At 70.5% G+C, this 9,632-nt stretch carries 8 protein-coding genes; 5 read left to right on the forward strand and 3 right to left on the reverse strand.

All coding sequences use genetic code 11. The annotated features are described in order from the left end of the window. The first annotated feature begins 84 nt into the window (after positions 1–84). From ACFV6H_RS35570 to manD, 3 genes are all read left to right on the forward strand, one after another. Positions 85–879 carry an SGNH/GDSL hydrolase family protein gene (locus ACFV6H_RS35570; RefSeq protein WP_385550715.1) on the forward strand — a complete coding sequence of 265 codons (795 nt, stop codon included), beginning with the start codon at positions 85–87 and terminating at the stop codon, positions 877–879. 108 nt (positions 880–987) lie between these two features. Then, positions 988–2,421: an adenylosuccinate lyase gene (purB, locus tag ACFV6H_RS35575; protein WP_385550734.1), complete on the forward strand. Its 1,434-nt coding sequence runs from the start codon at positions 988–990 to the stop codon at positions 2,419–2,421. Positions 2,422–2,423: 2 nt separating this feature from the next. Further along, the gene (manD, locus tag ACFV6H_RS35580; protein ID WP_385550717.1) at positions 2,424–3,701 is read left to right on the forward strand and encodes a D-mannonate dehydratase ManD; all 1,278 of its coding nucleotides are present in this window, start codon (positions 2,424–2,426) and stop codon (positions 3,699–3,701) included. Between the two features lie 148 nt (positions 3,702–3,849). Here manD and ACFV6H_RS35585 read toward each other — a convergent pair whose 3' ends face one another. Further along, on the reverse strand, positions 3,850–4,290 hold the full coding sequence (locus ACFV6H_RS35585; protein ID WP_385550719.1) for a nitroreductase family deazaflavin-dependent oxidoreductase: 441 nt from the start codon (positions 4,288–4,290) through the stop codon (positions 3,850–3,852). A gap of 148 nt (positions 4,291–4,438) precedes the next feature. On the opposite strand from ACFV6H_RS35585, the gene ACFV6H_RS35590 reads away from it, so the two are divergent. Then, entirely contained in the window at positions 4,439–5,602 is a 1,164-nt protein-coding gene (locus ACFV6H_RS35590; RefSeq protein WP_385550721.1) for an ROK family transcriptional regulator, read from the forward strand. Between the two features lie 12 nt (positions 5,603–5,614). Here the strand turns inward: ACFV6H_RS35590 and ACFV6H_RS35595 are convergent, their stop codons facing one another. Both ACFV6H_RS35595 and sigJ read right to left on the reverse strand, forming a co-directional pair. Continuing rightward, a complete protein-coding gene (locus tag ACFV6H_RS35595; protein WP_384782841.1) occupies positions 5,615–6,379 on the reverse strand; it encodes a GntR family transcriptional regulator in 765 nt (254 codons plus the stop codon). A 255-nt stretch (positions 6,380–6,634) separates the two neighbouring features. Beyond that, positions 6,635–7,585 (reverse strand): RNA polymerase sigma factor SigJ, encoded by a 951-nt coding sequence (gene sigJ / locus ACFV6H_RS35600; protein ID WP_385550723.1) that lies wholly within the window; start codon positions 7,583–7,585, stop codon positions 6,635–6,637. Between the two features lie 186 nt (positions 7,586–7,771). On the opposite strand from sigJ, the gene ACFV6H_RS35605 reads away from it, so the two are divergent. Continuing rightward, positions 7,772–9,409: an alkaline phosphatase D family protein gene (locus tag ACFV6H_RS35605; protein WP_385550725.1), complete on the forward strand. Its 1,638-nt coding sequence runs from the start codon at positions 7,772–7,774 to the stop codon at positions 9,407–9,409. Positions 9,410–9,632 lie beyond the last annotated feature (223 nt).

Below are 9,632 nucleotides of genomic sequence, written 5' to 3' on the forward strand. Positions count from 1 at the left end.
CGTCCAGGGCGGTCCAGGGTTGGTCCAGGGCCACTCGGGGCCGGGGTACGGCCGTACGTACCGCACGGTACGATCGGCTCCGCCATGGAGATGAATGCCAAGTACACCAGTCTTGTCGCGGTCGGTGACTCCTTCACCGAGGGCATGTCCGACCTCCTCCCCGACGGCTCGTACCGCGGCTGGGCGGATCTGCTCGCCGGACGTCTCGCCGCCCGCGCTCCGGGCTTCCGGTACGCGAATCTCGCCGTACGCGGCAAGCTCATCGGCCAGATACTCGACGAGCAGGTGGACACCGCCGCGGCGATGTCGGCGGATGTGGTGACGCTGGTCGGCGGACTCAACGACACCCTGCGGCCCTCGTGCGACATGGGCCGCGTCCGGGGACTGCTCACCGAGGCCGTGGAACGGCTGGCGCCGTCGTGCGGACAGCTCGTACTGATGCGCAGCCCCGGCCGCGACGGCCCGGTGATGGAGCGCTTCCGGCCGCGCATGGAGGAGCTGTTCAGCTGTATGGACGAGCTCGCGGCCCGGCACGGCGCGCTGGTCGTGGATCTGTACGGGGCCCGGGCGCTCGGCGATCAGCGGCTGTGGGACACGGACCGGCTCCATCTCACCGCGGAAGGCCACCGCCGGGTCGCCGAGGCGGTCTGGCAGACGCTGGGACTGCCGGCGGAGGACGACTGGCGCGCGGAGCTGCCGCCGGCCGAGCCCGTACGGTGGCTGACACGGCGGGCCGAGGACGCGCGCTTCGCACGGCGGCATCTCGGCCCATGGATCGTCCGCCGCGTGACAGGCCGTTCCTCCGGCGACGGCAGACCGGCCAAGCGCCCGGAGCTGCTCCCGTACGAGGTGCCGGTGCTGAGCCCGTCCGGCGACTGAGGGCACAGGCGATCGAGGACACGGTACGGCGGCCGGTCCGGAGCCGGCCTGCGCGGACCGCCCGGCGTCGGCCTGCGCGGACCGCCAGTAGAATCAGCTCACGTGACCGTGTCTGCGAAGCCTCGCATCCCCAATGTCCTTGCCGGCCGCTACGCCTCTGCGGAGCTGGCCGTGCTGTGGTCCCCCGAGCAGAAGGTACGGCTGGAGCGCCAGCTCTGGCTGGCGGTGCTCCGGGCGCAGCGGGACCTCGGGATCGAGGTGCCCGACGCGGCGCTCGCCGACTACGAGCGGGTGCTCGACCAGGTCGACCTGGCGTCGATCGCCGAGCGTGAGAAGGTCACCCGGCACGATGTGAAGGCGCGGATCGAGGAGTTCAACGCCCTCGCCGGTCATGAGCAGGTGCACAAGGGCATGACCTCCCGTGATCTGACCGAGAATGTCGAGCAGCTCCAGATCCGGCTGTCGCTGGAGCTGATGCGGGACCGTACGGTCGCGGTGCTGGCCCGGCTCGGGAAGCTGGCGGGCGAGTACGGCGAGCTGGTCATGGCCGGCCGCTCGCACAATGTCGCCGCGCAGGCCACCACGCTCGGCAAGCGTTTCGCGACGGCCGCCGACGAGCTGCTCGTGGCGTACGGACGGCTGGAGGATCTGCTCGGCCGCTATCCGCTGCGCGGGATCAAGGGACCGGTCGGTACGGCGCAGGACATGCTCGATCTGCTGGGCGGCGACACGGCGAAGCTGGCGGAGCTGGAACGGCGGATCGCGGGCCATCTCGGCTTCGCGCAGGCCTTCACCTCGGTCGGCCAGGTGTATCCGCGCTCGCTCGACTACGACGTGGTGACCGCGCTGGTGCAGCTCGCCGCCGCGCCGTCCTCGGTCGCGAGGACGATCCGGCTGATGGCCGGGCACGAGCTGGTCACCGAGGGCTTCAAGCCCGGCCAGGTCGGCTCCTCCGCGATGCCGCACAAGATGAACACGCGCTCCTGCGAGCGGGTCAACGGGCTGATGGTGATCCTGCGCGGCTACGCGTCGATGACCGGCGAGCTGGCGGGCGACCAGTGGAACGAGGGCGATGTCTCCTGCTCGGTGGTCCGACGGGTGGCGCTGCCGGACGCGTTCTTCGCCTTCGACGGGCTGCTGGAGACGTTTCTGACGGTGCTGGACGAGTTCGGCGCGTTCCCGGCGGTCGTGGCGCGCGAGCTGGACCGCTATCTGCCGTTCCTCGCCACGACGAAGGTCCTGATGGCCGCCGTACGGGCCGGTGTCGGCCGTGAAGCCGCGCACGAGGTCATCAAGGAGCACGCGGTGGCGTCGGCGCTGGCGATGCGCGAGCAGGGCGCGGAGCGCAACGAACTGCTCGACCGGCTGGCGGCGGACGAGCGGATCCCGCTCGACCGCGCGGCGCTGGACGCGCTGATGGCGGACAAGCTGTCCTTCACGGGCGCGGCGGAGGACCAGATCGCGACGGTGGTGTCCCGGATCGAGGAGATCGCCAAGCAGCACCCGGAGGCGGCGGCGTACGCACCGGGCTCGATCCTGTGACGGTGAGCGGGACCGACACGATCGTCGCCGCGGACGTCGTCATCACCAGCCCCGGCCGTAACTTCGTCACGCTCAAGATCACCACGGCCGAGGGACTGGTCGGCTGGGGCGACGCCACGCTCAACGGCCGCGAACTCGCCGTCGCCTCCTATCTCCGTGACCATGTCGCGCCGCTGCTCATCGGCCGCGATCCGGCGAGGATCGAGGACACCTGGCAGTACCTCTACCGAGGCGCCTACTGGCGGCGCGGTCCGGTGACCATGACCTCCGTCGGCGCGGTGGATCTCGCCCTGTGGGACATCAAGGGCAAGGCCACCGGACAGCCCGTCTACCAGCTGCTCGGCGGCGCGGTCCGCGACCGGATCCTCTGCTACACGCACGCCAGCGGCTGGGATGTACCACGGCTCCTCGACGCGGTCGACGCCCAGCGCGAGCGCGGCTTCCGCGCGGTGCGGGCGCAGAGCGGTGTGCCCGGTCTCGGCACGGTGTACGGCGTGAGCGAGAACGCTCCCGCACACGAGCAGACTCCCGGCCACAAGCCGGCCTCCGGGCATGAGCAGCCGGACGGGCGCGGCCCGGGGCCGCACGGCCCGGGGCCGCAGGAGGAGATCTGGGACACCGACGCGTATCTCCGGCACGCGCCCGAGATGCTCGCGGCGGTCCGTGAGCATGTGGGACCCGAGCTGAAGCTGCTGCACGACGTGCACCACCGGCTCACTCCCGGCGAGGCGGCCCGGCTCGGCAAGGCGCTGGAGGCGGTGAACCTCTTCTGGCTGGAGGATGTGACTCCGGCCGAGAACCAGGAGGTGCTGCGCCATGTACGGCGGCACACCACCGTGCCGCTGGCCATCGGCGAGGTGTTCAACACCGTCTGGGAGTGCCAGACGCTGATCACCGAACAGCTCATCGACTTCGTACGGACCTGTGTGACGCACGCGGGCGGGATCAGCCATCTCCGGCGGATCGCGGCCCTGGCCGAGCTCTGGCAGGTACGGCTCGGCCCGCACGGCCCTTCGGACATCTCACCGGTGGCGCTGGGCGCGTCGCTCCATGTCGGTCTGTCGACACCGAACTTCGCCATCCAGGAGTACATGGGATACGAGCCGGTCGTCCACGAGGTGTTCCGTCACGCGTGGAGTTACGAGGACGGCCATCTGCATCCCGGGGACGAGCCCGGTCTCGGGATCGAGGTCGACGAGGCGCTGGCCGCGCGCTTCCCGTACGAGCCCGCCTATCTGCCCGTCGCCCGGCGGCGCGACGGCTCGATCACGGACTGGTGAGGATCGCTTCGGCGGGCGGTGCGCCGGTCACGTGGTGGGAGACGACCGGCGACTGACGGACCGTCAGCGGCCCCCGGTCCGCCACAGAGGGAGAACCCGGGGGCCACGGAGACGGGCCATGGCTCAGCGCCTCAGTCCGCCACGTACGTCAGTCCGCCACGCGCGTCAGCCGTACGACCGGAATGTCCCTGTCCGTCTTCTTCTGGTACTCGTCGTACTGCGGGAACAACTCCACCAGCCCCGGCCACACCCGGGCCTTCTCCTCCGGTGACAAGGTCTCCGCCCGCGCGGCGAAGCGCTCGGCGCCGACCCGGAGCCGTACGTCCGGGTTCGCCTCCAGATTGAGGAACCACAGCGGATGCTCGTCGGCACCGCCCTTGGACGCCACGAGCAGATAGCCGTCGCCGTCACGGCCGTAGATCAGTACGGTGCGCCGCCACTGGCCGGTTCGCCGGCCGCGGTAGTCCAGCAGCAGACACGGCGCGCCCTGCACCTCCGTGCCGAGGGCGCCGTTGGACTCCTCGTATGTCTTGGCCTGTTCGGCCACCCAGCCCGTGGGACTGATCACCACAACTTCGTCCTGCGCCATCCCGGCTCCTCCGCCTCTTGCGTCGCCAACACGCCTCAGCCTAATCAGCCCGAGCAACTCACCGGTAAGCCCGGAGTCCTCGCGACTCGCCGCACCGTCAACCACCGAGTAGCATCCGCCAAACACGCACGAGCTGGGAGGACATACCGTGGGGCGGCTGACCGGCGGAGACCCTTCTCTCCTGCGGCGGATCAACTCGGCCGTGGTGCTGCACGCCCTGCGCGGCGCCGGCCCTCTCACCCTCACCGATCTGACCCGGATCACGGATCTGTCCCGCCCGACCGTCGAGGGCGTGGTGGAAGGGCTGATCGAGACGGGCCTGGTCGTGGAGTGCGCGCCTGAGGAGGGCGAGACGCGTAAACAGGGCCGTCCCGCACGGCGGTTCCGGTTCCGCGCCGAGGCGGGCCATCTGCTCGGGATCGAGATCGGACCGCACCGGATCGCCGCGCTGCTCTCCGGACTGGACGGCAGGATCATCGGCGCCGGCGCGCGTGAGGTCTCGGAGAAGGCCGACGCTGATGAACGGCTTGACCGGGTACGGCTGGTCGTCGCGGACCTCCTGCGGCGCACCGGTGTACCGCGCGGCTCCCTGCGGGCGGTGGGCGTCGGCAGTCCCGGCATCGTGGAGGCCGACGGGACCGTACGGCTGGGCACGGCGCTCCCTCAGTGGACCGGGCTGGCGCTCGGTGAGCGGCTGCGCCGCTCGTTCCGATGTCCCGTCCTGGTGGAGAACGACGCCAACGCGGCGGCGGTGGCCGAACAGTGGAAGGGCGCCGCCACCGACTCCGACGACATCGTCTTCGTACTGGCTGGGCTCAGTCCCGGCGCGGGCGCCATGATCGGCGGCCGGCTGCACCGCGGATTCGGCGGAGCCGCGGGCGAGATCGGCGCGCTGCATCTGCTGGGCCGCGATGTGACGCCCGAGAAGCTGCTGTCGACGACGGACGAGCCGCTCCATCCGCTCGACGAGCAGGCGGTGGCGAAGGTCTTCGCCCATGCCAAAGAGGGCGACATACGCGCCCAGGCGGCCGTCGAGCGGTTCATCCAGCGGCTGGTGCACGATGTGGCGGCGCTGGTGCTGGCGCTGGACCCGGAGCTGGTGGTGATCGGCGGCTGGGCGGCCGGACTCGATGGCGTACTGGATCCGCTGCGCGGCGAACTCTCCCGCTACTGTCTGCGCCCGCCGCGGGTGACGCTCTCGCTGCTCGGCGAGGCGGCGGTGGCGACGGGCGCGCTGCGACTGGCCCTGGACCATGTCGAGGAGCAGCTCTTCGCGGTGGAAAGTACGGTGACGTCCCGCCGGGACCGGTGAGGGCGCCCGGCTTCAGGACGCCCTGCGCTCCTGCGGGTGGTCGCTGATCTCCAGATCGCCCGACGCGCCGAAGGTCAGCCGACAGGTGTCCGCGCGGTACGTCGCCACCGAGACCGCGGCCGTACGGCCGTCCACCACATAGCGCGTCGTGACCACGAGCACCGGAGCGCCCGGCAGCCGGTCCAGCGCCTTGGCGTCGTCCGCGCGCGCGGAGCCCAGCTCCACCGCGCGGTCCTGGCCGTCGAGGCAGAGCCGCTGAAGCTCGCGCAGCACGCTGCGGGCGCGGGCCGGGCCGGACGGCGCGTCGATCGCCGACAGCTCGGGCACGGACGAGGACGGTACGTAGAGCAGTTCGGTCGCGACGGACTGACCGTGCGTGACCCGGATCCTGCGGACCGTGTGGACCTCTTCGCCGGTCTCCGTCTCCAGCAGCCGGGCCACTCCCGCGCCGACGGGCGCCATGGCGCAGTCGATCGGCTGCCAGGCGTCCTGGGCGGCGCCCGGCCATTCGTGCTGGGCCGTCGAGACGTCCACACCGACCCGCGGCGGCGCGACGGTCGTGCCGACACCGCGGCGGCGCTGGAGCCGGCCTTCCAGTTCGAGCTGTTCGAGCGCCTGCCTCAGCGTGGCGCGCGCGACTCCGAAACGAGCGGCCAGTTCACGCTCGTTGGGCAGGATCTCGCCCACCGCGAAGTCGGAGTCGAGTGCTTCACCGAGAACGGTCTTGAGGTGCCAGTACTTAGGCTCCGGCACTGTTTCAAGCTGCGTGGTCCCCACCCTGATCCTCCGCAATCGCCGTGTCCCCGGCGGGTTTTCCGTGCAATGTTTATTAAAGGTTCCTGCACTAACTAGCGACGATAGGACCGCCCATCCAGTTGGTCAAGACCAATCCTGCTTCGGTCACCGAGAGAAGTCACTCCCGGACTCAGGGTGTTCACAGTACGTTCGTACACCGGTGAGGCGCAGGTGACACGGAGTCCCGCGGCCGGAATGGACACGGGACTCCGTAACGCGTGGAGCGGCGAGCAGGGCTTACAGGGCGGGCCGCCCGGAAACCACTCCACCGAGCTTGTCCGGATTCCGCATGATGTGAACGGACCGCACCGTGCCGTCGGCGATCTCCAGTTGAAGGACGAGATCCGGCTTTCCGTCGCTGAGGACCAACAGGGCCACGGCGCCGTTGATCTCCACGATCCGGCGTTCGTAGCGGGCCGCGTCGCCCGCGACGGCGATGAAGAACCGCGCCACCTTGTCGGCGCCCTCGATGATCCGCAGCGGTGCCTTTGCCTTGCCGCCGCTGTCGCCGACGAGCCGAACGTCCGGCGCCAGCAGACCGATGAGGGCCTCCATGTCACCACCGCCGGCCGCCGCGAGGAACCGCTCGGTGAGATCGCGGCGTTCGGCGGGATCCACGTCGTAACGGGGCCTGCGCTCCTCGACATGGCGGCGGGCCCGGCCCGCGAGCTGACGGACGGCCGCCTCGCTCCGGTCCAGTACGGCGGCGATCTCGGCGAACGGAAAGCCGAATGCCTCGCGCAGAACGAACACCGCGCGCTCCAGCGGCGAGAGGGACTCCAGGACGACCAGTACGGCGAGCGAGACCGAATCGGCGAGCACGGCACGCTCGGCCGTGTCGGGCGCGGCCGGACCGTAGTCGGTGACGACCGGCTCCGGCAGCCAGGGCCCCACATAGGCCTCGCGCCGCGACTGGGCCTGGCGCAGCCGGTCGATGGCGAGCCGGGTGGTGATCCGTACGAGATAGGCGCGCGGCTCGCGGACGTCCGCACGCCCTTCCCCGCTCCAGCGCAGCCATGCCTCCTGCACGACGTCCTCGGCGTCGGCGAACCGGCCGAGCATGCGGTAGGCCACTCCGGTCAGTACGCTCCGGTGCCTTTCGAATACAGCGGTTTCATCGGGTTCGTCAGTTCCGTCAGTTCCGTCAGTTCCGTCAGCTTCGTCGGTGCTCGTCGTCTCGGTCGCCACCGTCCCATCCCAGCCCAGTGCTTGTCGGCTGTCCAGGTGACGCGCGCGGCAGTACGGGACGCTGCGGGGGCGGGGGCGGGGCTCGGCGGGACGGTCGGTTGTTCATACGGGGTTCGCGCGGTGGCTGCCGCCGGCGACTAGGCATGGCACGACAGCCCGGCATCCACCTGCCCAGGAGACTCATCGATGTCGAACAGCCCCAGCAACAACCCCGATCCGTCCCAGGCCACCGACACTTCCGCCTCCGCCGGCGGCGCGAACTCTCCCGCCCGCCGCAGTGTGCTGCGCGGTTCGCTCGCCGCCTCGGCCGCGCTGGCCCTTCCCGGCGCCGCGCTCGCCACCGCCGCCCCGGCCCAGGCCCGGTCAGGACGGCCGAGTGCCGCCTGGGGCGTACAGGCCGGCGACATCACCACCTCCACCGGGCTGGTGTGGGTACGGTCGGACCGGCCCGCCCGGATGACCGTGGAGACCTCGGCCACCGAATCGTTCCGCCGCGCCCGGACCTGGCACGGACCTCTGCTCGGAGCAGGCAGCGACTTCACCGGGACGGTCCCGCTGAGCGGGCTGCCCGACGGTGAGCAGGTGCACTACCGCGTCACGCTCGCCGACCCGCACGATCCGCGCCGTACCGGCGAGCCGGTGTACGGCACGTTCCGTACCGCGCCCGCGAAGCGCCGGCAGGGCGTGCGGTTCGTCTGGTCCGGCGATGTCGCGGGCCAGGGCTGGGGCATCAACCCGGACATCGGCGGCTTCCGGGTGTACGAGGACATGCGTCGGCTCAACCCGGACTTCTTCCTGTGCAGCGGCGACACGATCTACGCGGACGGTGTGATCGAGCCGAGCGTGACGCTGCCCGACGGCCGTGTCTACCGCAACATCACCACCGAGGAGAAGTCCAAGGTGGCGGAGACACTCGCCGAGTACCGGGGCAACTTCCGCTACAACCTGCTCGACGCGAACGTCCGCCGGTTCAACGCACAGGTGCCGTCCATCGTCCAGTGGGACGACCACGAGGTACGCAACAACTGGTATCCCGGGCAGATCCTGGACGACGTGCGCTACACCGAGAAGAACGTGGATGTGCTCGCCGCACGCTCCACGCAGGCGTTCCACGAGTACTTCCCCATCTCCGGCACGGGCGCGCGCGGTACGGACCGGCGTGTCCACAGGGTGATCAACCATGGTCCGCTGCTGGATGTGTTCGTTCTCGACATGAGGACGTACCGCAACGCCAACTCGCCCGGCCGACAGGCCGACGACACGACCGGCATCCTGGGCGCCGAGCAGCTCCAATGGCTCAAGCGCGAACTGTCGCGTTCGCGCGCGGTGTGGAAGGTGATCGCCGCCGATATGCCGATCGGTCTGGTCGTACCGGACGGTACGGCGAACATCGAGGCCATCGCCCAGGGCGATCCCGGCGCACCGCTCGGCCGGGAGCTCCAGATCGCCGAACTGCTGCGGTACATCAAGCACCGGCGGATCACCGGCACGCTGTGGCTGACGGCGGATGTGCACCACACCTCGGCGCAGCACTACGAGCCGGAGCGGGCCGCGTTCAAGGACTTCGCGCCGTTCTGGGAGTTCGTGTCGGGACCGCTCGCCGCGGGCCAGTTCCAGGCCAACGCCCTGGACGGCACGTTCGGTCCCGACCGGGTGTACGTCAAGGCTCCGGACCGGGCGAACGTCTCACCGATGGAGGCGCCGCAGCTCTTCGGCGAGGTCGACATCGACGGCGGCAGCGGTGAACTGACGGTCCGTCTGCGGGCCCAGGGCGGCACGGTGCTGTTCACCAAGGTGCTCCAGCCGGGCCGCGTCGGGCAGTAGGCACGGTGATCGGCAGCGGCCGGCAGTAGTCGGCTGTAGTCAACGAGGGCCGGGACGTGGGCGGTTGGCATGCGCCGCCTGCCTGTGCCTCGGACGAGGGAGCGCCCGGTGCTCCCTCGTCCGAGGCCCATTGATGCTCCTATTGTTCGTCAAGCGGTTTGGAGCCAGTTGCGGTAGGTGTGGGCGAGGTCGTCGTCTCGGCGGATTCCGCGTTCCAGGGTGG

This window comes from Streptomyces sp. NPDC059743, from assembly GCF_042732975.1.
Classification (GTDB): domain Bacteria; phylum Actinomycetota; class Actinomycetes; order Streptomycetales; family Streptomycetaceae; genus Streptomyces.

What these genes read in the sequence shown, in the direction of transcription:
- ACFV6H_RS35570 (WP_385550715.1), top strand. Translation starts at nt 85, where the DNA reads ATGGAGATGAATGCCAAGTACACCAGTCTTGTCGCGGTCGGTGACTCC.
- ACFV6H_RS35585 (WP_385550719.1), bottom strand. Translation starts at nt 4,290, where the DNA reads ATGGCGCAGGACGAAGTTGTGGTGATCAGTCCCACGGGCTGGGTGGCC.
- ACFV6H_RS35605 (WP_385550725.1), top strand. Translation starts at nt 7,772, where the DNA reads ATGTCGAACAGCCCCAGCAACAACCCCGATCCGTCCCAGGCCACCGAC.